General features: G+C 62.5%; 19 protein-coding genes and 3 pseudogenes. 7 read left to right on the top strand and 15 right to left on the bottom strand.

What is annotated here, in order from left to right:
- The first annotated feature begins 54 nt into the window (after nt 1-54).
- The 3 genes from ubiA to phoR all read left to right on the top strand — a co-directional run bounded on the left by ubiA (nt 55) and on the right by phoR (nt 3047).
- Nucleotides 55-945, top strand: coding sequence for a 4-hydroxybenzoate octaprenyltransferase (ubiA, locus tag B5495_RS09125; protein WP_079553138.1), 891 nt, complete (start codon nt 55-57; stop codon nt 943-945).
- Nucleotides 946-1046: 101 nt separating this feature from the next.
- Nucleotides 1047-1736, top strand: a complete 690-nt coding sequence (gene phoB / locus B5495_RS09120) for a phosphate regulon transcriptional regulator PhoB (protein ID WP_079553136.1) — start codon at nt 1047-1049, stop codon at nt 1734-1736.
- A gap of 6 nt (nt 1737-1742) precedes the next feature.
- Entirely contained in the window at nt 1743-3047 is a 1305-nt protein-coding gene (phoR, locus tag B5495_RS09115; protein ID WP_079553134.1) for a phosphate regulon sensor histidine kinase PhoR, read from the top strand.
- A gap of 40 nt (nt 3048-3087) precedes the next feature.
- On the opposite strand, the gene cysZ is transcribed toward phoR, so the two are convergent.
- From cysZ to B5495_RS09085, 6 genes and pseudogenes are all read right to left on the bottom strand, one after another.
- A complete protein-coding gene (cysZ, locus tag B5495_RS09110; RefSeq protein WP_079553132.1) occupies nt 3088-3825 on the bottom strand; it encodes a sulfate transporter CysZ in 738 nt (245 codons plus the stop codon).
- Between the two features lie 58 nt (nt 3826-3883).
- Nucleotides 3884-4609 carry a phosphate signaling complex protein PhoU gene (phoU, locus tag B5495_RS09105; RefSeq protein WP_079553130.1) on the bottom strand — a complete coding sequence of 242 codons (726 nt, stop codon included), beginning with the start codon at nt 4607-4609 and terminating at the stop codon, nt 3884-3886.
- 40 nt (nt 4610-4649) lie between these two features.
- Nucleotides 4650-5492 (bottom strand): phosphate ABC transporter ATP-binding protein PstB, encoded by an 843-nt coding sequence (pstB, locus tag B5495_RS09100; RefSeq protein WP_079553128.1) that lies wholly within the window; start codon nt 5490-5492, stop codon nt 4650-4652.
- Between the two features lie 27 nt (nt 5493-5519).
- Nucleotides 5520-6923 carry a phosphate ABC transporter permease PstA gene (pstA, locus tag B5495_RS09095; RefSeq protein WP_079553126.1) on the bottom strand — a complete coding sequence of 468 codons (1404 nt, stop codon included), beginning with the start codon at nt 6921-6923 and terminating at the stop codon, nt 5520-5522.
- Entirely contained in the window at nt 6920-8029 is a 1110-nt protein-coding gene (locus B5495_RS09090) for an ABC transporter permease subunit (RefSeq protein WP_079553124.1), read from the bottom strand. Before B5495_RS09090 ends, pstA begins: the two co-directional genes overlap by 4 nt.
- 107 nt (nt 8030-8136) lie before the next feature.
- Nucleotides 8137-9006, bottom strand: a pseudogene (locus B5495_RS09085) (PstS family phosphate ABC transporter substrate-binding protein); the annotation flags it as partial.
- A 197-nt stretch (nt 9007-9203) separates the two neighbouring features.
- Between B5495_RS09085 and B5495_RS09080 the strand changes: the two are divergent.
- A complete protein-coding gene (locus tag B5495_RS09080; protein ID WP_079553123.1) occupies nt 9204-9635 on the top strand; it encodes an acyl-CoA thioesterase in 432 nt (143 codons plus the stop codon).
- Nucleotides 9636-9648: 13 nt separating this feature from the next.
- On the opposite strand, the gene B5495_RS09075 is transcribed toward B5495_RS09080, so the two are convergent.
- On the bottom strand, nt 9649-10752 hold the full coding sequence (locus tag B5495_RS09075) for a TRAP transporter substrate-binding protein (protein WP_079555005.1): 1104 nt from the start codon (nt 10750-10752) through the stop codon (nt 9649-9651).
- A 50-nt stretch (nt 10753-10802) separates the two neighbouring features.
- On the bottom strand, nt 10803-13001 hold the full coding sequence (gene uvrD, locus B5495_RS09070; RefSeq protein ID WP_079553121.1) for a DNA helicase II: 2199 nt from the start codon (nt 12999-13001) through the stop codon (nt 10803-10805).
- 176 nt (nt 13002-13177) lie between these two features.
- Between uvrD and B5495_RS09065 the strand changes: the two genes are divergently transcribed.
- Together B5495_RS09065 and B5495_RS09060 are read left to right on the top strand one after the other, a co-directional pair.
- On the top strand, nt 13178-13588 hold the full coding sequence (locus tag B5495_RS09065) for a DUF2442 domain-containing protein (protein WP_079553119.1): 411 nt from the start codon (nt 13178-13180) through the stop codon (nt 13586-13588).
- Between the two features lie 383 nt (nt 13589-13971).
- Nucleotides 13972-15390 carry an IS1380 family transposase gene (locus tag B5495_RS09060; RefSeq protein ID WP_079550240.1) on the top strand — a complete coding sequence of 473 codons (1419 nt, stop codon included), beginning with the start codon at nt 13972-13974 and terminating at the stop codon, nt 15388-15390.
- A 762-nt stretch (nt 15391-16152) separates the two neighbouring features.
- Here the strand turns inward: B5495_RS09060 and trhA are convergent.
- Nucleotides 16153-16605: a PAQR family membrane homeostasis protein TrhA gene (trhA, locus tag B5495_RS09055; protein WP_231897144.1), complete on the bottom strand. Its 453-nt coding sequence runs from the start codon at nt 16603-16605 to the stop codon at nt 16153-16155.
- Between the two features lie 220 nt (nt 16606-16825).
- A pseudogene (locus tag B5495_RS09050) lies at nt 16826-17519 on the bottom strand (DDE-type integrase/transposase/recombinase); the annotation flags it as partial.
- A 140-nt stretch (nt 17520-17659) separates the two neighbouring features.
- Here B5495_RS09050 and B5495_RS14810 point away from each other — a divergent pair.
- On the top strand, nt 17660-18007 hold the full coding sequence (locus tag B5495_RS14810) for a hypothetical protein (protein ID WP_197685614.1): 348 nt from the start codon (nt 17660-17662) through the stop codon (nt 18005-18007).
- Between the two features lie 43 nt (nt 18008-18050).
- Here the strand turns inward: B5495_RS14810 and B5495_RS09045 are convergent, their stop codons facing one another.
- From B5495_RS09045 to B5495_RS09030, 5 genes and pseudogenes are all read right to left on the bottom strand, one after another.
- Nucleotides 18051-18353 carry a BON domain-containing protein gene (locus B5495_RS09045; RefSeq protein ID WP_079553117.1) on the bottom strand — a complete coding sequence of 101 codons (303 nt, stop codon included), beginning with the start codon at nt 18351-18353 and terminating at the stop codon, nt 18051-18053.
- Nucleotides 18350-21628 carry an AsmA family protein gene (locus B5495_RS09040; RefSeq protein ID WP_079553115.1) on the bottom strand — a complete coding sequence of 1093 codons (3279 nt, stop codon included), beginning with the start codon at nt 21626-21628 and terminating at the stop codon, nt 18350-18352. The genes B5495_RS09045 and B5495_RS09040 overlap by 4 nt, the downstream gene beginning before the upstream one ends.
- Before the next feature lie 33 nt (nt 21629-21661).
- On the bottom strand, nt 21662-22162 hold the full coding sequence (locus B5495_RS09035; RefSeq protein WP_079553113.1) for an AsmA family protein: 501 nt from the start codon (nt 22160-22162) through the stop codon (nt 21662-21664).
- Nucleotides 22159-22443, bottom strand: a pseudogene (locus B5495_RS14975) (hypothetical protein); the annotation flags it as partial. The pseudogene B5495_RS14975 and the gene B5495_RS09035, both read right to left, overlap by 4 nt.
- Nucleotides 22389-22574 (bottom strand): hypothetical protein, encoded by a 186-nt coding sequence (locus B5495_RS09030; RefSeq protein WP_079553112.1) that lies wholly within the window; start codon nt 22572-22574, stop codon nt 22389-22391. The gene B5495_RS09030 and the pseudogene B5495_RS14975, both read right to left, overlap by 55 nt.
- Nucleotides 22575-22594 lie beyond the last annotated feature (20 nt).

Raw genomic sequence — 22594 nt, 5'->3', positions numbered from 1 at the left:
AACTCTGGTCTGTGCAGACACAATCCAGACGTATTTTTGATAAAGAGGTAGGGCATGGATCGTTCTTTGTTGCGGCCAACGGGGTTTTCGCGGGTAGCGGATTTTCTTCATCTGACCCGGCTTGATCGCCCCATCGGCACCTGGCTTCTGATGTGGCCGACGCTCTGGGCGCTGTGGCTGGCCGCTGACGGCGTGCCGGGGCGCGGCGTGCTGCTGATTTTCGTGGCCGGTGTGTACGTCATGCGCGCCGCCGGCTGCGTGGTCAACGACTACGCCGACCGCCACGTCGACGGCCACGTCAAGCGCACGAAAAAACGCCCGCTGGCCACCGGACGCATCAGCGAGAATGAGGCCAAGGGGCTGTTTGTCGGCTTGGTCGTAGTGGCGTTCATTCTGGTGCTGATGACCAACCTGTTCACCATTCTGCTGTCGCTTGGCGGCGTGGTGCTGGCGTTTATCTACCCGTTCATGAAGCGTTACACCAACCTTCCGCAGTTCTTTCTGGGGGCGGCGTTTTCCTGGGCGATTCCCATGGCCTACGGAGCGGTGCTGGGACACGTACCGGTGGAGGCATGGCTGCTCTTCGCCGCCAACGTGGCGTGGACGGTGGCCTACGATACCCAGTACGCCATGGTCGACCGCGACGACGATCTCAAGATCGGGGTGAAATCCACTGCCGTGCTGTTCGGCCGCGCCGACAAGCTGATGATCGGCGTGTTTCAGCTGATCGCGCTGGGGTGTCTGGCCTGGGCGGGGCTGCGGTTGGCCCCGGGCGGGTTTTTCTGGCTGGGGCTTTCCGGCATGGCGGCGACCTTTGTCTACCAGCAGTGGCTGATTCGCGGGCGCGACCGCGAGCGCTGCTTTCAGGGATTTTTGAACAACTTCTGGTCGGGGCTTTTAGTCTTCGCCGGCATTGCGCTGAGCCTGTGGCCGGCCGTGGGATAAACCGACGGTGTCATGCCCCTGTCATCAAGTCATGGTGAGATCGTCATGCTACTGTCATCGCGGCGTTAAACGCCGTCTGATTAACATCGTGAGGGTTTTGCATGACCGCCAAGACCGTGTTGCTCGTTGAAGACGAAGCCCCCATTCGCGACATGATCGCCGTGGCGCTGGAAATGGCCGACTACCGCGTGCTGGAGGCCGACAACGTCCAGGATGCCCACGCCATGGTCGTTGACCATCGCCCCGATCTGGTGCTGCTTGACTGGATGTTGCCCGGCGCCAGCGGCATCGAGCTTGCCCGGCGGCTCAAGCGTGATACCGCCACCGCCGAGCTGCCGATCATCATGCTGACCGCCAAAAGCGAAGAAGATAACAAGATTCAAGGGCTTGAGGCCGGCGCGGACGACTACATCACCAAGCCCTTCTCGCCCCGCGAACTGGTGGCCCGGCTCAAGGCGGTGCTGCGCCGCACTACGCCCCAGGGCGTGGAAGACGCCATCGAGATCGACGGCCTGCGGCTGGATCCGGTCAGCCACCGGGTCAGTATCCATGGCCAGCTGCTGGATCTGGGCCCCACCGAATATCGCCTGCTGCAGTTTTTCATCACCCATCAGGAGCGCGTTTACACCCGCGGCCAGCTGCTGGATCAGGTTTGGGGCGGCAACGTTTACGTGGAAGAGCGCACCGTGGATGTTCACATCCGTCGGCTGCGCAAGGCGCTTGGCCAGCCGCATCAGGCGCTGGTGCAGACGGTGCGAGGCACCGGCTACCGCTTTTCCGCGCAGGTATAACGCCGCGTGCGCCTGTGGAGCCGTGAACTCTGGCAGCTGGCCGGGCTGGCCGCGCTGGGCGTGGGGCTGGGCAGCCTGCTTGGAGCCTGGGCGCTGGGGTTGGCCGTTGGGCTGGGGGCTACGCTTGCCATCCACCTGATCCGCCTGCGCGCGCTGTACCGCTGGCTGACCCGCACTCCCCGGGCAGAGCCCCCGGTGGCGCCCGGCCTGTGGGGCGAGCTGTTTGACCGGCTGTACCGCTACCAGAAAGCCCAGCACCTGATCCAGAACCGCCTGCAGGCCAGGCTCGAGCGAATTCAGCAGTCGTCCGAAGCCCTGCGCGAGAGCGTGGTGATGCTCGACCGCCACGGCGATATGCAATGGTGGAATAGCGCCGCGACCGACATGCTCGGGCTGGTAGCCGGCCACGACCGCGGCCAGCACATCACCAACCTGCTGCGCGACCCGCGTTTTGTGCGCTATTTTGCCGGCTGCGACTACGCCGAGCCGCTGACCCTGATTTCCCCCATTGATGAGCGCTGCATTCTGGAATATCAGGTGACCCGCTACGGCGACGGCGAACGGCTGCTGATGGCGCGGGACATTACCCGCCTGCACCGCCTTGAGCAGATGCGCCGCGACTTTGTCGCCAACGTGTCCCACGAGCTGCGCACCCCGCTGACCGTGCTGGCGGGGTATCTGGAAACCTACGGCGACCTGGCCGACACCCTGCCGCCACGTCTGGGGCGCGGCATCGGGCAGATGCAGGCGCAGGCGTCACGGATGCAGAATCTGGTCAATGATCTGCTGCTGCTCTCAAGGCTGGAGATTGATCAGGGCGGGGAGGATCACGCGCGGCTGGCGCCGGAGGCGCTGCTTGAGCGCATTGCCTTTGATGCGCGCGCGCTTTCCGGCGATCGCCACGTCATCGAGGTTGAGGTCGAGATTGAGCGCGGGGAAGCGGGCCGGGCGGCGCTGCTGGGCAGCGAGGCGGAGCTGCAAAGCGCGGTCTCCAATCTGGCCTTCAACGCCGTGCGCTATACCCCCGAGGGCAGCCGCATTGTGCTGCGCTGGCGCAGCGATGCCAGCGGCGGCTTTATCGAGGTGGAAGACGACGGCGAAGGGATCGACCCGATGCATATTCCGCGTCTGACCGAGCGCTTTTATCGCGTGGATAAAAGCCGCAGCACGGCCAGCGGCGGCACCGGGCTGGGGCTGGCCATCGTCAAGCACGTGCTGCTGCGCCACGACGCCCACCTCGAAATTGACTCCCACCCCGGCGCCGGGGCGCTGTTTCGCTGCGCGTTTGCGCCCGTACGGCTGCGCCCCTAGCCGCTTGTGGCGGCGCTCTGCATCACACCGTCGCTCATGCTCATGATGAATTCCTGTTAACGGGTAAAGGCGTGCGGTAGTGAGCGTCCCACATCAGCACCGCGCCGGCCACCGCGCCGGGAATCAAAAACAGGTTGGCCAGCGGTAGCCAGGTGATCAGCGTCACTGCGCCGCCGTAGCTCAGGCTGTGCCACCAGCGGCGCTTGAGTCTGCCGCGCATGTCGGCAAAGCTCACCTTGTTGTTATCCATGGGATAGTCGAGGTAGCTGATGGCCATCATCCAGGCGGAAAACAGCGCCCATAACAGCGGCGCAAACAGGTTGATGCCGGGTATCCAGCTGATGATGAACAGCACCATCGCCCGGGGCAGAATATACCCCAGCTTGACCAGTTCGCGGCCCAGCGCATCCACCGCGGTGCGGGTCAGGCCGCGGTCGTCCAGCGGTTCGCGGCCGGTAGCGACCACCTCCACCTTGGCGGCAAGAAAACCGTACAGCGGCGCGGCGATCAGCTGGGTCACCAGCGTAAAAGTGAAAAAGATCACCGCCAGCAGGCTCAGCACGAAAAGCGGCCAGATCAGCCACGACAGCCAGTCGAGCCAGCCGGGCACCAGCCCCATCCAGTGCGCCAGCCAGCCTTCGAAGCGGCTGATCACCACGCTCAACAGCGCGACGTAAACGATCAGATTGATAACGATGGGCAAAAATACATAGCGCCGAAGGCCGGGACGATAAACCCAGCGGGTGCCCTCAACGATGGCGCTAAACGCATTGAGCATGGCAAGACCTCATGACGATGGCGTAAAGCGCGTATTGCAGGGCGAATACGCTCAGGGGTCAAGCATTCTCGTCGTTGACCTGCTCCAGCGTATCGGCGTCGCTGTGGCGAATATCCATGCCTTTGACCAGATAGACCACGTGTTCGGCCAGGTTATCGGCGTGGTCGCCCACGCGCTCCAGCGCGCGCAATATCCACATGACGTTAAGCACCGACGATAGCGAACGCGGGTCTTCGACCATAAAGGTGACCAGTGAGCGCATGGCGCTGCTGTATTCGTTATCGACCAGCTCGTCCTCACGGACCACGCTAACGGCCAGCTGGGTATCAAAGCGGGCAAAGGCGGTCAGCGCGTCGCGCAGCATGTGGCGCACGTGATCGCTGATATGGCGCACTTCGATCAGGCCGCGTACCGCCTCATTGCTTTCGCTTAAGGTAATGGCATTACGCGCGATCTTGCTGGCTTCATCGCCGATACGCTCCAGATCCGAAGTCGCACGGATGACCGCCAGCACCAGGCGTAGATCGGAGGCGGCAGGCTGGCGGCGTGCGAGTATCCGGGTGCACTCGTTGTCGAGCTGGAGCTGCAGCGCGTTGACCGCTTCGTCGTTATCGCGCACGTAGGCGGCCAGCTTGCTGTCGCCTTCGGCCAGCGCGATGATGGCCTCCTTGAGCTGTTTTTCCACCAGGCCACCCATGGTCATCAGGTGGGTTTTCAGCGCCTCCAGTTCCTGATTGAACTGGCGGGAAATATGTTGACTGTGAACGTCGCGGGTAATGTCCATGAGCACTCCTTGGGGCGTCGCCGGGCGCGTCGCTGTGTAGCTAGTTCATGCGGCCGGTAATGTAGTTTTCGGTGCGCCGGAGGCGCGGGTTGGTAAAGATGTCATCGGTGGTGCCGTATTCGATCAGCCGGCCGTTGTCGACAAACGCTGTGTAGTCGGACACGCGGGCGGCCTGCTGCATGTTGTGGGTGACCAGCACCAGCGTGAGCTGGTGTTTCAGGTCGCCCATGAGTTCTTCAATCTTGAGCGTGGAAATCGGATCAAGCGCCGAGGCCGGCTCGTCGAGCAGCAGAATGTCGGGTTTGACCGCCAGCGTGCGGGCGATCACCAGACGCTGCTGCTGGCCGCCGGAAAGCTGCCAGGCCGACGTATGCAGGCGGTCTTTGACTTCATCCCACAGCGCCGCCGAGCGTAGCGCCCATTCAATCACGTCGTCGCGCTGGCGCTTTTTCAAACGATTTTGCAGCCGCAGCCCGAATGCCACGTTTTCATAAATCGACAGGGGAAACGGATTCGGCGTCTGAAACACCATGCCGATGCGCCGCCGTAGCTCGGCCACGTTGGTGTGCGCCGCGTGAATGTCCTCACCTTCAAAGGTAATGCTGCCCTGCTGGGTCACCGCCGGATTGAGGTCGTGCAGCCGGTTAAGCGCGCGTAGCAGCGTGGACTTGCCACACCCCGACGGGCCGATAAACGCGGTGATGCGGTGGCGCGGTATTTGCAGCGTCAAGTCATTCAGCGCCGGTTTGCCGGCGTAGGCCAGCGTTAACCTCTCGAGACACAGCGAACTGTGTTCCGGGGCAAAGCGCACCGCGGGCGTTTTGCCCGCCGCCCTTATGTCGGCGTTGCTTATCTCAGCCTTCCTTATCTCAGCATCGTGCATGGCGGTCCTCGTTAACGCCGTCGCCGCTTACGTCGTCGCGCGTTTGCGTCTCAGATGATGACGCAGAAAAATGGCAGTCAGGTTAAGCACCAGCACAATCAGCACCAGCAGCAGCGCGGTGGCGTAGACCAGCGGTATCGCGGCCTGCACGCTGTCGCCGTGAAAGGCGGTATCGAAAATATGGTAGCCCAGGTGCATGAACTTGCGTTCCAGATGCAGGTAGGGAAACGTCGCGTCGACCGGCACCTGGGGCGCCAGTTTGGCCACCCCGACCAGCATTAGCGGCGCGACTTCGCCGGCGGCCCGCGCCACGGCTAAAATCAGCGCGGTCAGCATGGCCGGCGCGGTCATGGGCAGCACCACGCGCGTCAAGGTTTCCAGTCGCGTGGCGCCCAGTGCCACAGCACCTTCGCGCTGGGCATCGGGAATCCGCGCAAGGCCTTCTTCGGTGGCCACAATCACCACCGGCAGCGTCAGCAGCGCCAGCGTCAGCGAGGCCCACAGCAGACCGCCGGTGCCAAAGGTCGGCGAGGGCAGGCTGTCGCTGAAAAACCATTCATCCATGGTCGAGCCGATGCCGTAGACAAACGCGCCCAGCCCAAACACGCCGTAGACGATGGACGGCACGCCGGCCAGATTGCGCACGCCGATGCGTACCAGCCGGGTGAAGCGGTTTTGCTCGGCGATCTCGTTTAAATAAATCGCCGCCAGCACGCCAAACGGCATGACGATGACCGACATCACGATCACCATCACCACGGTGCCGAAAATCGCCGGCCAGACGCCGCCGCCGGTATTGGCCGCGCGTGGCCCCTGGCTGAGAAATCGTCCCACGCCGTCACCCCAGTAACGCACTTTGGAAAGCCAGCTCATGGCGTTGGGGCGCGAGGCGCGATAGACCTCCGTAAGGGGCTGAACAAAGGCCTCACCGTTCAGCGGATTGAGGATCAGCTTCGCATCAGGGCGGGTGTTTTCCGGCTGCGCCAGCGTCTGGCTGAGCGCTTGCCATGCGGCGTCCCCTTCAAGCCGCTGGCCGCCTTGTTCAAAGGCCTCAAGGCGGCCGATAAAATCGCCCCAGGGGCTGCGCGACAGACGCACCAGCCGCGCGGGCGTTGCCTGCTGGCGGATGCTCTCAAGGCCGACCCAGCGAAAGCGCGCGCCGCGGGCGCCGTGCTCGCGGCTATCGCGGTTGCCGATAAAATACAGCCGTTCGTGGCCCGGCCGGTTGGGCAGTTCGGCCTCGCGGATGGCTTCACCGGCGAAGGTTTCGCCCGAGGCAAGCGTCACGGCCTCCAGCGGCGCCGGCCAGAAATGCCCCAGCCCGCGGCTGACCAGCAGCGCGAGCAGCAGCCCCAGCAGCAGCAGTGACAGCGCGACGCTGGCCGCGCACAGCCACGGCCATAGCCCGCGCCATGCCACCCTTTGGCTCATACGCCACCTCCCAACCGCTGCAGACGGGTTCGCAGCCGCAGACGCACCACTTCGGCCAGCGTATTGACCAGAAACGTGAACAGGAACAGCACCAGCGCGGCAAAAATCAGCAGATGATAAGTGGCGCTCATGGGCGCTGCCTCGGGTAGCTCGATGGCCACCGCGGCGGCGATGGTGCGCATGCCTTCAAGCGGGTTGGCGCTGATCAGCGCGGCGTTGCTGCTGGCCATCAGCACGATCATGGTTTCGCCCACGGCGCGGCCGGCGCCGATCAGCACCGCGGAAAAAATCCCCGGGCCGGCGGCGGGCAAGGCCACGCGCCAGAGCGTTTGCCAGCGGTCGGCGCCCAGCGCCTGAGCGCCTTCCATCAGCGAGGCCGGCACCTCCGCGAGGGCGTCGTCGGCCAGCGCGTAAATGCCCGGCACCACGGCGAAGCCCATGGCCATGCCCACAATCAGCGCGTTGCGGGTGGCATAATCCACGCCCAGCCGCGTTTCCAGCACATGGCGCAGATCAGCGCCCAGCAGCTGGTGCTCGATCAGCGGCGCGGCCCATAGCGCCAGCCAGCCCATGGCCAGCAGCCAGGGAATCAGCCACAGCCACGCCTGGCTGAAGGGCAGCCGCTGGGGAGCCAACGCCTGCCATAAAAGCCCCGCCAGCAACGCGCTTGCCGGCGGCCAGACCAGCAGCGCCAGCGCGCTGGCCAGATGCTGCCCCACCCAGGGCGCCAGAATCACCCCGGCGATGAAACCCACTACCACGCCGGGCACGGCTTCCATCATTTCCAGCGCCGGTTTGATCCGCAGGCGCCACCGGGCGGGCAGGTACAGGGCGGTGTAGACCGCCGCACACAGCGCCACGGGAATGGCAAACAGTAGCGTCGCCAGCGCGGCCTTGAGCGTGCCCCAGGCGAGCACCGAGAGCTTGGCTACGGTGGTTTCCAGCGGGATGAAAAGCACCGGCAGACTTTGCCAGACGAGAAACACGCCGATGGCCAGAATCGCCGCCAGCACGGCCACGGCGCCCACCACAATCACGGTGGTGGCCAGCCGATCGCGAAACTGGCGCAGCGGCTGCGTACCTTGAAGCTTTCGGGGTGGTGTCATGCTTCGGGTGCCGTTATGGGTCGGGTGCCGTTATGGGTCGGGTGCCGGTCGATGGGGGAACATGCAGCAGAATAGGATAGCGCCACTGTGTGACGTCCGGATGACATTCACCAGCGATTTTGTGCCTTGCGCTGGGGCTCGGGCAAGGCCACAAAGCCTGCCGCCCGGGCAATCTGCTGGCCGCGGGGCGAGAAAATCAGCGCAAGCAGCGCCCGTTCAGCCGGCGGCAATGCGGCGTCTGGCGGGGCGTTGACGTAGAGATACAGGCTGCGGGACAGCGGATAGTCGCCGCGCTGAATCGCCGCGCGGGACGGCGCAATGGCCTTGCCCGCAGCGTTATACAGGCTCAGGCCGCGTACCGCCGCGCTGAGGTGATGATAGCCTGCGTAGCCCATCGCCCCGGGCGACTCACCCACCGCCGCGACGACGGCCGCAGAGCCGGGGTGCTCGCTGATATCGCGCCGAAACTCGCCGCCACACAGGGCGCGGCGCTGAAACAGGGCATGGGTGCCGGACGCCAGATTGCGCCCGTGAAGGGCAATGCGGCCAAACGGCCAGTCGCGCGTGGCCTCAAGCGCCTGCCAGCGTAAAATAGGCCGCTCGGCGCCGCATTCGCGCGTGGTGGAAAAAATCGCGTCCAGCTGGCGGCGGGTCAGGACGCGCAGCGGATTGTGCCGGTGAACCACGACCACCAGCGCATCCCGTGCGACCTTGAGCTCCAGCGGCGGATAGCCGTAGCGGCGCGCAAAGCGCTGTTTTTCCGTGCGGGTCATGGGGCGCGACATTGGCCCCAGCCGCGCGGTGCCGGCAATCAGCGCCGAGGCCGCGTTGGCCGAGCCGCCGGCCTGAAACTGCAGGGTCACGTCGGGGTAGCGCTGCGCCAGCGCCTCGCCCCAGCGCAGCATCAGCCCGGCCATGGTGTCTGAGCCCACGGCGCCGAGGGTGCCGCGGACCGCCGCCGTATTCGCCGCTGCCGGCGTGCTGGCAAAGGTGATGACCAGGGCGACGGCCAGGGCGGTGGCCACAGCGGCAAGGCGCGTTATCAGGCGCGGGGGCGTAGCGTAACGGTTCAAACGGATAACCTCCTGTGATTAACTGCAGCGCCAGCGCGACCCGATCCAGCGCAGCCGAGCAGCAGCGGCCCACAACAATAACCGGTAGAAGCGACAGGAAAATGACTCTTTTAGTAAACGACGACAATCAGCCTGCCGCCGGCGGCGCGGACGAGATCCCCGCGCCGGGCGGGCAGCTTACGCTGAAACTGCCCGCGACGCGCCAGAACACCAACCTTTACGGCGACATCCCCGGCGGCTGGCTGGTCAGCCAGATGGATCAGGCCGCCGAGCTTGCCGCCGGGCGCGAGGCCGGCGGCCGCACCGCGGCGGTGGCCATTGAGGCGATGGACTTTTTAAGCCCAGTACGCGCCGGCTCGGTGGTCAGTGTGTTCACGCAGGTGCGCCACATTGGCCACAGCTCGATCAGGATCGACGTGGAAGTCTGGGTGCGTGCGCCCCACGCTCACCCCCACGAGCGCCTGAAAGTGACCGAAGCGTGTTTCGTGCGGGTGGCGCTGGACGATAATGGCCGCATTCGCGCGGTGCGCTAAGCGGCCGCGTCGATCAGGCTTTGGTTATCTGGTCGCGGGCTTTCAGGTAGGCAAACTCGCCGGTATCGGTGACCGGGCGTACGGTTTGCTGGAACGCACGATAGGACTCGTAGACTTTCTTTGAGGCGGCATCGTCGTCCACCTGCTCCTGAATCACCTCTTTGGACGCCTCGAAAAGCGCCTGCATGACGTCGTCGGGGAAGGCGCGCAGCTTGATGCCGTGCTCGTCGACCAGCGCTTTCAGCGCCTGGGCATTGCGGAAGGTGAACTCGCTGATCATCGACAGGTTGGAGGCCTGCGCGGCCTCGCTGACTACGGCTTTCAAGTCGTCGGGCAGCGCGTTCCACGCCTCCAGATTGACGGTGCCTTCCAGCGTGGCGCTGGGCTCGTTCCACGCCGAGGTGTAGTAGTAGTCGGCGACTTCGTGCAGGCCAAAGGCCAAATCGTTGTACGGGCTGACCCAGTCGGCGGCGTCCAGCGCGCCGGTTTGCATCGAGGTGAAAATCTCGCTGCCGGGCATGTTGCGCGTGGTCACGCCGATACGGTTCATGGCCTCGCCGGCAAGGCCGGGCAGGCGCAGCTGCAGGCCCTGCAAATCGTCGAGCGAGTTGATCTCTTTCTTGAACCAGCCGGCGGGCTGGGTGGTGGTGTTGCCCACGGCAAACGGCTTGAGGTTGTGCTCGCGGTAGATCTCGTCCCAGAGCTTTTGGCCGCCGCCGTAGTAAAGCCAGGCGTTGGTTTCCTGTGCGGTCATGCCGAAGGGCACGGCGGTGAAAAACTGCGCCGCCGGCACCTTGCCGCGCCAGTAGTAAGAGGCCGAGTGGCCCATCTGCGCGGTGCCCGCGGATACCGCGTCAAAGACTTCCATCGCTGGCACCAGCTCGCCCGCGCCGTGTACGCGGATGCGCATGCGACCGTTGGAAAGCGCCTCGACCCGGCGAGCAAACTCGTTGGCACCGGTGCCCAGCGCCGGGAAGTTTTTCGGCCAGGAGGTGACCATGTCCCAGGTGATGGTGTCAGCGGCGCTGGCGGTGGAGATAAACGGCACGGCAGCGGCACCGGCCGCGCCGAGGCCGGCGGTGGTCAGGGTGTGCTTGAGGAAGTGGCGGCGTGGCAGGGTCATGGACAGACTCCGATTCTTGTTAATGGATAAAAGATAATGTGCGGCTACAGCGGAATCAGTTTAGCAAACCCCAGCACCAGCCATTTGGCGCCTTCGTGTTCGAAGCTGACCTGCACCCGGGCGCGGGCGCCTTCGCCTTCGGCGTTAAGGATCACTCCTTCGCCGAAGACCGGATGCTCAACGGCTTGGCCGACGTGCAGGCTGGGTAAATCGTCATCGCCTTCCACGCTTTGCTGGGTCAGCCCGCCGCGGGCCGCCGTGACCGGCCGGGAGATTTGCCCGCGCATGCGCACTTCTTCCAGCAGCTCCGGCGGCAGCTCGCGCAGAAACCGCGATGGCCGGGGGAACACTTCCTTGCCGTGCAGGCGGCGGGTTTCGGCGTGGGTCAAATACAGCTTGTGCATCGCCCGGGTGACGCCCACGTAGGCCAGCCGGCGCTCTTCTTCGAGCCGGCCGGACTCCTCAAGCGACATCTTGTGCGGAAACAGGCCTTCCTCCACGCCGGTGATAAACACCAGCGGAAACTCCAGCCCCTTGGCCGAGTGCAGCGTCATCAGCTGCACGCTGTCTTCAAACTCGGCGGCCTCGTGGTCGCCGGCGTTTAGCGCCGCTTCGGATAAAAATGCTTCCAGCGCGACCAGACCTTCGCCGGCTTCGGGGGCGTCGAACACGTCGCCCTGGGTGAAGTTGCGCGCGGCGTTGACCAGCTCTTCGAGGTTTTCGACCCGCGCCTGACCTTTCTCGCCACGCTCGTTCTGGTGGTGCTCGATCAGTCCGGTATGCGCGATAACGTGCTCGATAATTTCGTGCAGCGACAGCCCGGCGGCGTCGTTATCCAACTGTTCGATCAGGTTGGCGAACGTTTGCACGGCGTTGCCGGCGCGGCCTTTTAGCGTGCCGTCGGCGACGCTGTCGTGCAGCGCCTGCCACAGCGGGATGCTCTGATCGCGGGCGCGAAAGCGCAGGATTTCCACCGTGCGCGTGCCGATGCCGCGAGTGGGCACGTTGATCACGCGCTCAAACGAGGCGTCGTCGTCGCGGTTGAGCAGCAATCGCAGGTAGGCCAGGGCGTTCTTGATTTCAAGGCGTTCGTAGAAGCGGTGGCCGCCGTAAATGCGGTAGGGCACGCCCTGGCGAATCAGGGTTTCTTCCAGCAGCCGCGACTGCGCGTTGGAGCGGTAAAGAATCGCCACGTCGCGGCGGTTGAGCCCCGCTGCGGTGCGCTCCTTGAGCGTATCGACGATAAAGCGTGCTTCTTCCAGATCATTGAAACCGGCATACACCGAGATCGGCTCGCCCTTGGCACCGTCGGTCCACAGGTTCTTGCCCATGCGCTCGCTGTTATGGCTGATCAGCGCGTTGGCGGCGTCCAGAATGGCGCTGGTGGAGCGGTAGTTTTGCTCCAGCCGTACGGTTTTGACCTGATTGAATTCGTCCTCGAAGCGGCCGATATTTTCCACTTTGGCGCCGCGCCAGCCGTAGATCGACTGGTCATCGTCGCCCACCACGGTGGTCGGTGTTTGCTGGCCGGTGATCAACTTGAGCCAGGCGTACTGCAGGGTGTTGGTGTCCTGAAACTCGTCCACCATCACGTGGCCGAAGCGCTCGCGGTAGTGCGAAAGCAGCGCGGGGTTGTCGCGCAATAGCTCAAGGCTTCTGAGCAACAGCTCGCCGAAATCCACCAGCCCGCCGCGTTCGCAGGTCAGCTGGTAGAAGTGGTACAGCTCGACCAGCTGGCCGAGGTAGGCGTCACCGGCGGTATCCACCTGGGCGGGGCGCAGGCCTTCTTCCTTGCAGCCGCTGATAAAGCCCTGCACCTGACGCGGCGGAAAGCGCTCGGCGTCGATGCTGTAATCCTTGAGCAGGCGCTTGACCAGCCGCAGCTGGTCGTCGCTGTCGATAATCTGAAAATTCTGGGGCAGGCGCGCATCGTGCCAGTGAGTGCGCAGCAGGCGGTGGGCGATGGAGTGAAAGGTGCCCACCCAGACGTGGCGCAGCGACAGCCCCAATAGCGCTTCCAGCCGCGTGCGCATTTCCTTGGCGGCCTTGTTGGTAAAGGTCACCGCCAGCAGCGCGTAGGGCGACAACCCCTCGGCCTGCATCAGCCAGGCAATGCGGTGCACCAGCACCCGGGTCTTGCCCGAGCCCGCGCCGGCGAGCACCAGCAGGTTGCCTTGGGGAGCGCTCACCGCCTCACGCTGGGCGGAATTGAGCTGATCGAGAATCGCCGTCACGTCGTCCATAAAAGCCGCTGCCGAGGGTCAAAAGTGGGCGATTAGTTTAGCACAGGGGCGGGAACGGGTGATGGCGCGCCCGAGAGGAGCGTTGTGATGAAAAGGTCAGATATTGGCGATAGCTGTAATCGAACCGCTTGGGTTTATGCTAAACATAGTGTTATGTGCCAAATGGAGAGAAAGTCATGGCTATGACTGATGATGACATCAAGCAGGCAGAAGCCCGTATGGCCGCCGAACGCAGCCACGCTCACGCCACGGCAGCTCGGTACAATCGCCGTAACAACCGCGTGATTGTCAGCCTTCACACAGGGCTTGAGCTCGCGCTTCCCCCGCACCTGGTAGAAGGGCTCGCCGATGCGACGCCGGATGCCTTGTCCGAGATAGAAATATCGCCCTCTGGGCTCGGGCTACGCTGGCCTCAACTCGATGCTGACCTCTATGTGCCAGCGTTCCTGGAGGGGCAGTTTGGCTCCAAGGCGTGGATGGCTCGCCAGCTGGGTGCGGCAGGCGGGAAAAGCCGTAGCCCAGCCAAGAGCAACGCAGCCAGAGCGAATGGCCTCAAAGGGGGAAGGCCCCGGAAAAAACAAGGATAAAACCTTTTGATCCATCATTGGCCGAGCGCGTGCGCACTGTCCGGTTTTCAGTGGCTGGTCGCAGGCTGATCACACGAGAAGAAGCGGCGTTATTCAAGGGGTTAGGCGCCGTGGGCGGCGCGGACTGTCCAGCTTTTGGTTAGAAGGCAGATAGTTTGTCCATCGTTTCGGGCATTGCCAACCACTAGGGTTTTTTACGCAATGTCTGTACGCGAAAACGGCGAAACCTGGCCACCAGCCTCTGGTGGCCATGACATAAATAAAACGACCGATTGGCAGCCCCAGCATTACTGGATTCCTTCATCGCGCTCGTTTCAACCCGCCTTATTCACCGGGCTGAGACAGAAAAGAAGATGGCGAGCAGTTTCTCTTGTAGAATCAATATGTTCCTAACCGAACTTGACTCAAGAGGACCACTCGCCATGGGTGAAAGCCTATCCCCCTGGACCCCGTCATGCAACGGGTCCATCCGCGTCGAGCTCAGCGGCCATCGCACCACCAGCGACAGCGGTGCTTTGCTGTTGCGTGAAGCCCTCGACAACAGCGGCATGATCGATGCGCTGGACGACCATCTGGTCGATCATCGCGACCCGGATCGCGTCCGCCACTCGTTAGCCAGCCAGCTGCGTACCCTGGTGCTGCAGCGTTCGATGGGCTGGATCGACCTCAGCGATACCGACACGCTCCGCCGTGACCCGCTCTGGCAGCTAGCCTGCAGTGATGCCCGCGGGACAACGCCGTTGGCTCAGGACCGGCCATCTCAAGCGACGCTGTCGCGGCTGCTGACGTGCCTGGGCCGCGACGACAATATCGATACCGTGCATGAGGGCCTGCTGCGGCTGGCGGTCTGGCGACTGACCTCGCTGGACGGCGGCGAACGCCCCGAGCATCTGACGCTGGACATCGACGGCTTGCCGATCGACGTCCACGGCCACCAGGGCGGTTCGGCGTTTCATGGACTTTACGGGGCCAGAATCTACTCGCCTTTGGTGGCCTCGCTGGCAGAGACCGGCGACATGGTGGGCGGTCTGCTGCGTGAAGGTAACGCCGGCCCAGCCGAGAATGCCGATACCTGGATCCCACATCTGGTGCGGCGACTCAACGAGAGCACCGGGGCCAAGGTCAAGGTACGCATCGACGCGGGTTTCACCGACAACGACACGCTTGAGGCGCTGGAAGATCGCGACATCGAGTATCTGGGCCGGTTGCGCAGTCATACGGGCCTGCAGACACTGGCAGCGCCACATCTGAAGCGGCCACGCGGCCGGCCCCCCGAGCAACCTCGGGAATGGTGCCATGACCTGGCGTACCAAGCCGGTACCTGGCCGGCGCCGCGGCGCGTGGTGCTGGTGGTACAAGAGCGGCCCGATGATCTGCTGCTGCATGCCTTCTTTTTGGTCACCAACCTCGGCAAGTTCAACTGGCCGCCGGAAAAGGTCCTGGCGCTTTATCGCAAGCGCGGCAGCGCCGAAGCCCACATGGGCGAGGTGAAGTCGGCGCTCGACCTGCATCTCTCCTCGACTGATCGCGGTGTCTCCACCGTCCAGGACGTCATGGCCCGCAACGAGGTAAACCTGCTGCTGACTCTCTGCGCTTATCAGGTGCTACACGGGCTGCGTTGCCTGTTGGAACGACAGACCCGGCAGGGCTGGAGCCTGAAGCGGATGCGCGAGCAGGTGCTTAAGGTGGCCGCCACGCTGACAGTGCACGCCCGGCGCATCACCGTGCACCTCGGCGATGCCGCCGATAAATGGTGGCCATCTTTACTGAAAGGGTTGCCGCGGCTGACGGCATTGACCTGACACGTCGCATTACTCAGCCTTTTCCAGCAGACAAAACGGCCACTATGGAGGCCGACGACCACGGCTGCGCCGTCACTCGAAACCAATGAACTTCAGTTATAAATATCACGGCATTGATACGATAAAGCTATGTGCTAATCGGCTACTCAGCGACCGTATGACATAAAAGCCGGTCGGTCCCGGTCACCACGGGACGTAAAACGCTCGTTCGGCGTCCTGATGAATAAGGCGGGTTCAATGGATGGTAGTAGCGCGAAGGTGCGTCAATCCAGCCTTCGCAGTTAGTGTACTTTATATAGGAGAAGTCTATGCAAGATATAAGACGTCTTGAGGTTGGCATGACCACAAAGATTGGCATTGATCAGGTGAAGGAGCCTGAGGTGGGCAGGGAATATGTCCGAGGGATCGATTCCAATAGCTAGCTTCTATTTACCAAAGACATGGCCGATGACAGCCCAGCTGTTGTTCGTGTTGATAGTATCGACGACGATGTGTGCCACTGCACGGTCACAAAAAAGCCAAATAGATAGCAGCGCTTATCATAAATGAGTGTGTTTCTGATTAATTTATACATCTATCTTTCCAGTTGTTAGTGAGCTTAGGTACAACTTTTATAAAGTAATTATTTAAAATAGTATTTAAACAGTTGACTTATGACTTTACTCTGATTAAAAAGATAAGTATTGAACTCGAATCGTTTTGTTGAAGCCTTTATATTCGGATTATTCTATGTTATTCGTCATCTCGTCCCAAAAAAATATATCAGCTCGCATACCAAAGAATTGCAAAGTAGTGGCACACAGTTCCGCCAATAACAAATAGGTGCCAGACAAAGTGGCCGAATTTCAGTTTAGAGTCGGCTACAAAGAATACAACGCCAAGGGTGTAAAACAAGCCACCAGCGATCAACCAGAGTAAGCCCGCAGTGGGCATAGTAGCCATTAAGGGTTTAATGGCAAAAACGATTAGCCAGCCCATCAATAGATAAAGTCCGGTATAAATAAGGGGGTGGGATATACCTTGAAAAACTTTTAGCGCAATGCCTGCCGCTGCGATGCTCCAAACAATTCCAAACAGCGTCCAACCCCATGTGCCTTTGAGCACCCCAAGGGTGAAGGGCGTATAGGTGCCCGCAATAAGTAGAAATATCGCCGAATGATCGATGACCTGAAAAATATCTTTTATTTTGCCCGGCGTTAATGCATGGTAAATCATAGAGCTTATGATATAACAGCATAGCAGTTATTGAAAAAACTAAGTTGCCAAAAAGAGTGCCCAATGAGCCAGTTATCAAAGCGCTAACGACCAGAAAAGGCGTTCCGACAACAATAGCTACAAGTGCCAAACCATGACTGATGCTGTTCGCCAATTCTTCCATCTGTGACTGATTACGAGAAAGGCTTGTAGTCGATTTACTCATATTAATTTCTCCTAATTAAGAATCGATTTTTCCATAAGTGTCGGGTCCCGCATGATTAATTACGCGTTTCCGGAATAACTCGGGGCGATCTTGCTGCCATTGCTTCATTGCACCAATCGGCGTCCGGTGGTGCAAGGATTTTGATTGATATGGTGGTTATACAACCAATTATAGCGCTTGAGCGTGATCTCCAGATCATCCCGAGAGTCAAATCGGTGCGTATTAAACACATCGCTGATGCGGCCATTGAAGCGCTCTACCATGCCGTTAGTTTGCGGCCGGTAAGGGGGTATCAGACGGTGCTCCACCGCGTGATGCTCACAGAACTGATCCACCCGATGTTTGCCAGTAGGCCGACGTTCTCCCCCTGCCGCAGAACGGTCAGTGAAACACTTGCCATTGTCTGTCAGCAACGTTTTGATTTTGAACGGGGCTTGCTCGCGAACGTGATGTAAAAAGACCTCAGCATCGTTGGCGGACTGATGTTGACGCACCTCCAGATAAACCCAGCGGGTTGCCCGGTCAATAGCCACGAAGAGATAACGCTTCTGGTCTTCGTCAGGCATCTTGGGAAGGTATTTGACGTCAACATGAACGTAGCCCGGCTCATAGTCCTTGAACGGCTTGTAAGGCGGTTTTGAGCTGCCTTCTCCTGCTTGTTCAAGGTGGCAAGGCTAGGCAAACCACGGCGTTTCAGCAGGCGTTCAAGTCGAGGCGCGGCTACGGCAGCCACGGAAACCGGGTTCGATCAAGAAAGCCGCTTGGCTGCGTGAAGTTCGGTTCAAGGGCGCTGCGGCGCGGCTATTACAGTGTGCGTTGTCCTGCTGGTGACGACTTGCTTGCCACCAGTTGAATGCCGAGGATCGTTACGAGGATGCCGATGGCCTGAATCGAGCCGAATTGTTCGCCAAAGAACAGCCCACCCAGCAGCAGACCGAAGACCGGAGGATAGGAAATCCAACCGCTTCCTTCGCAGTATCGCCGCGGTCAATTCGTCAGTTCACATCCAAAACCAACCCAGTTCAAATGGGATACCCTCGTCGGCAATACAGACTACCTCCGGAGCAAAGCTCCGTTGAAATTCCTATCCTCACGCTCTTCGCCCTAGCCTTGCTGGCCAACGATGGCCTGATGGCTCTGCTGGGCTACACCCTGACCGGCGGCACCCTGGCACTGGTGATTTTCAACCTGACCTGAGAAGAGCTTCCTGGCCGGGGTCTCTCGACCCTGCCCTTGGCGCTCACTTGACGGTGATCCTGTTCTCGACCTCGCTGCCCGAGCCTTGCTCACGCGCGATGGCTTCAGCCCGCTCGCGCTGATCCTCGGTCTCGACGAAGCCCTCCAGGATGACGCGCTCGTCGCTCATGTCCACGTCGATGGCCGCACCGGCGAGGTCCGGCTCCTCGAGAAGCAGGGCCTTGATCCTCACCGCCTGGGGGGAATCCTGATGTTCGAGCCGCGCGGATTCGTTGATGGGGGTGTCGGCGCAGCCCACGAGGAGTGCCGCTGCCAGCAGGGCGCCGATCCAGTCGCGTCGGTTCATGGTCCACCTTCCTCGCCTCGGATCGCCTCGCGAGAGCGACTGACCAGCCCCTCGCAATACGCCATGTCGGGATCGTCGCCCGCTCCCAGCCAGGGCAGGAGCGCGGCAATGGGTCCGCCGATGGCGCCGAGCACAGCACTGGCCCCGGCGCGCAACCCTAGCCCCAGGCCGCCACCATGAACACCGGGCTCGATATCATCGAAGGTGCCGCCCAGATGAAAGGGCGCGTACCCGGCAAAGACACTGGGATCCTTGGGGTAGGCGAAGATGGAGATATCCAGGCGTTCCGTGTTCAGGTCCACCTCGCCGCCGGCCGTGAAGGTGGTATCCAGGGTATCGATGACGAAGGTATCCAGTTTGGCGACACCGCTGCGCGCCTGCAGGTCGGCATAGGCGCATTCGATGGGCACCGGATCACGCCCGCGCGCCCAGCTGAGAAACGCCTGGAGGGTGTCGAGTCCGGCCAGCTCCACGAGCACCGCATCCAGCCTGCCGCCTTTCATCAGCAGGAGCAGGCCACCGTCAGCGGACGCCAGAAGATCGGCGACCGATCGACCCTCGATCCAGAACTTGCCGCGCCCCCCGACGATACCCACGCTTTCATCGGCCAGGTTCCAGTGCCGGAGGACATCGTTGAGCTCCACACGCCGCATCTCCACTTGCACGGTGCCGAGAGGTGGCCAGCTTCCGGCATCCAGGTCGAGCACCAGATCGATGCTCCCCTCGCCGATGCCGAAACTGACCGGGTCGAAGCGGCCGTGTCCATCCTCCAGGCGAAAGTCGATGACCACCTTGCTCAAGGGCACCTTCCCCGCCCGCACCGACTCTGCACGGTAGCTTACGTCTGCCGTCACGGTATGCCAGCCCTCGCCGACGAAGGGCGTGTCGGGCAGGATGAAGCGGCCCTCGCTTCCCTCACCGTTCGGTGTCACTCCGATGATAACCCCCAGGTCGGCGATGTCGAGGGAGACGGAACGCAGCTCGCCCGTCAGCTTTGGCGGACGGGGCCGCGTATCGAGGCTGAGCCAGCCATCGAGGTCACTGCCACCGATCTCTCCCTGAATGTTCTCGAGCGCCCAGCGCTGGTCATTCAACTCCAGGTTGCCCGAGAGCGAGTAAGGTGGCAGCTGCGGCAGCGCCACGCCCAGCAGCCGGCTCAGGCGCTGGGGGCTGGGGCCCTCTAGGGTAAATGCCAGATTCTGGCCCTCCAGGGCCAGGGGTCGCAGTAGCGTGCCATGAATCCCGAACCGGCTGCCGACGAGTTCGGCATCGAGATCCACCGCATAGGGTCGAGCGAGACGGCGGGCGTTAAGCAGAGAATCGCCTACCAGGGAGAGCGATGCCGGGTGGCCGTCGTAGCGCCCCTCCCCCGTCAGGTGAAAGCGCCGATCGCCATTTTCCCCGTCGCGGGTCGCGAGCCTCAGGGTCAGGTCGGTATCGGCCTGGGGCGCCTCGAAGCGAAGCGTCGAGGGCTCGAGCCTCATCCGGCCGATGAACGGCAGTAGCAGGTCATCGCGCCTGTCGATGGACAGGGTATCGCGAATCTCGAGGTGCAAGTCAGCGGAAAACCTACCCAGCCGGTCCTCCACCGGCGTGAAGGTGTCGACCAGACCCGCCAGCGCCATGTCGTCGATGGCCACATCGAGGCGTCCCGACGCCGCCTGCCCGGTCGCGTCCAAAAACAGACGACTCGTGACCAAGCCGTCGGCAAGACCGAAACGCAGGGGATCGACGTCCAGCCTTCCCGCATCGAGGCCGGCAGAGAGGACAAGATCCTGTAATGCGGTGCCGTCGGGCAGTACCAGGCTGTCTGCGCGCAGCGTCAACTGCCCGTCGACGACACGCAGCGGCGCCAGCAGCGAGTCAGCCGCGGCCGCATCGGGAAGAAGGCGGGCAAGAACAATGCGCCCCGCCTCGAGGTCGGCCTGTACCTCGGCTCGCTCGGCATTGCGAAACTCGACGCTGCCGGCGACGGAGGCCCCGCCTATCTCGCCTTCGAGGCCGGTGGCGGACCAGCGTTCGTTGTCCCGCTGCAGGCGACCTGCGAGGTGAAACGCGGGCAAGGGAGGCAGCACCGGTCCTACCCAGGCCTCCAAGTCACGAGCGCCCGAGGCCTGAAGCGCCACGTCACCGGCGAGCGTCGCCGGATTCAGCAGCGAGGCGAGGGTGGTATCGACCCGAGCCTGAAGATTCCCGGAACTGGCCTCGGCGTCGAGCCGATAGTCCTCATCCAACGCGACCAGTCTGGGCAGGGCGCCTCCCTTGATCGTCATGGTCAACGGCTTGTCGCGGAGGGTGCCCTCCATGGCAAGTCGCAGTGGCGTCGCCTCGCCGGTGGACAGGGCGAGATCGAGGTCGCTTCCGGCGTCCTCGTTGCGGTAGGAGAAACGGCCCCTGTCGATCGCCAGGTTGGCAAGCAGGGTATCGAGCTCGAAAGCGGGGCGTTGTTCGAGGGGGGAAAGGCGCAGATCAACGTCGCCATCCAGGGTGCCCCCCAGGTCAAGGGCGATACCCAGGGCGTCCACGTCCAGGCCCTGCAGCGTGACCTGCGCCTTTGCCGAGAACCTGTCGAGGTTGCTTGTCAGCTCGGCGCTGGCCTCGACCCTGCCGCCTGCCATGCCGAAGGCGGCACGCTCGAGGGTGAGCGAGTGGTCGGCGAGATGCACTGTGGTCTCGAGATCCCGCAGGACGCTGCGCTCCAGCGTCAGCCGATCCGTCGAAAGCGCCAGCTCTCCGCGCAGATCCGGCAGCACCGGAATGGCGATGCCTGCCACTTTCTCCCCTTCCGGGAGGGCCTTTCGCCAGGCGGCGATATCCAGTTGCGTGGCATGCAGGCGCCCGCTGAGGCGGGGAGCCTCACCGGCTGTTTCCATCCCGAGTTCACCGGTGATGCGGCTGTCGAGGGCGGAAACCTCGATCTCACTGAGCTGCCACTCGCTGCCGTGGCGCTCGAGATGTGTCGCCACCTCGAGAGAGCCCAGCGTCACGACAGACAATCCCAGCCAGCGGGCCCAGTCGGCGGTTGCCGCCACGCTGAGTTCGGCGTCTGCCTGCAGGGAGGCCAGCGACGGCAGATCGGGCAGGGTGAAGGTGCCCGTCAGTCGGTCCTCGTCGGAGCCGAGCGATATCTCGCCACCGAATGGCTTTGTGTTGCCCAGCAGTGTCTCGAGCGAGTCGGTCCTGGCCTCCAGATGAAAGCGGCGGTCTCTGAAGGTGAGCGTCGCCTCGGTGTCCAGGGACGCGTCGTCACGCTGGATCTGCAGAGATGGAATCATCAGCTCGGTCGGGGCATCGGCCTCGGGTGCCCGTTAGCGCACCTGCGCATCCGACAGGGAGAGACGACGGATGATCACCGGCAATGCCGACTCGTCATCGGATGCAGATGGCTGCCCGGTTTCCCCCTGCTGCATAGCCTTGAATACCCAGTTGCCGGGGCCATCGCGGCGTTGCTCCAGGCTGAGAGTGGGGCCTGCCATCTCGACCGCGTCCAGCACGAACTCGCCATCGAGCAGGTCGACAAACGAAGGCGAGACGCTGAGACGCTGCGCCTCGAGCATGTACGGTGAGGTCGCCCATTCTGGGTTGCCGAGCTTGATCTCGTGCAGGGAAATCTCCGGGCGGGGGAGAAAATCGACCTTCACGTCGCCCTCGATGGCCACGGAGCGCCCGGTCGCCTGCTCGACACGCCCGATGATGACTGGCTTGAGCACGTTCCATGACATCAGTTGCACCGTGGCGACGACCAGCGCCACCAGCAACAGGGGGACGAGCCACCACCAGCGCAATTTTCTTGGGGATCCCTGTGTCATTGGCTCAGCGGCTCCCGCGCGAGGGGGACATGTGCATACCTGTCGGGTCCCGCATGATTAATTACGCGTTTCCGGAATAACTCGGGGCGATCTTGCTGCCATTGCTTCATTGCACCAATCGGCGTCCGGTGATGCAAGGCTTTTTGGTTGATATGGTGATTATACAACCAATTATAGCGCTTGAGCGTGGTCTCCAGGTCATCCCGAGCGTCAAATCGGTGCGTATTCAACACATCGCTGATGTCGAAATAGCGGCGCCCTGGGCGCCGATGCAGCGAGCCCAGGCTAGCGGTAACAGCAGGATTTTGAGCACGTGCGGCGCGGCGCGCTGCTCGCCCCCTCCGCGTTGGGCAGACAGGCTGCGCCTATCCTGACCCCACTCCGCTACGGCGGGAGAAGTGGCGTCATTCATGGGGTTAGGCTCCGTGGGCG

Origin of the sequence: Vreelandella subglaciescola (assembly GCF_900142895.1) — a bacterium.
Taxonomy (GTDB): Bacteria; Pseudomonadota; Gammaproteobacteria; order Pseudomonadales; family Halomonadaceae; genus Vreelandella; species Vreelandella subglaciescola.
This window is presented reverse-complemented; position numbering and strand designations above follow the sequence as displayed.